Here is a 445-nt window from a genome sequence, read left to right on the forward strand (position 1 = left end):
CGTTATCCAAATTCCCTTTAAATACACCGCCCTTCTGATCAACCAACTCATAAGTTGCGCCCTGCACCGGATCGCCATCTGAATAAGAAAGGAACAAATCAACGGTATATGTTCCTTCCTCATCTTCCGTTACTGACACCGATGGGTTTTGCGCACCGCCAAGACACATAGTGTTGGCTTTATTCATGGTCATTTGGTCGGAAAGGCGGCAAACACCTTTACCTTCGATCTTGACCGTTGGCGATGCTGAAATGAATTCCGCTTCAGCTTCAATAGTGCCAGATGCAACACCTTTTTTGTCGCCGCCAGAATCACCAGTACTTTTTGAAAACTTACTGCCTTTAATGGCAACACTGTTTCCGCCATCCATTGATACGGTGGTGCTACCATCAGCCAAGTCAGCCGACTTAGCATTATTACCGTAAGGAATCGGAACCACTGACTT

Annotated in this window: 1 protein-coding gene; it reads right to left on the minus strand. The window is 46.3% G+C overall.

The genetic code is table 11. The annotated features are described in order from the left end of the window. Positions 1-445 (minus strand): DUF4150 domain-containing protein (locus tag Q0852_RS23735; RefSeq protein ID WP_299022917.1); only part of this gene is annotated, 445 nt, incomplete at both ends.

It is taken from the genome of uncultured Photobacterium sp., assembly GCF_947502415.1.
In the GTDB taxonomy this organism is placed as follows: Bacteria; Pseudomonadota; Gammaproteobacteria; order Enterobacterales; family Vibrionaceae; genus Photobacterium.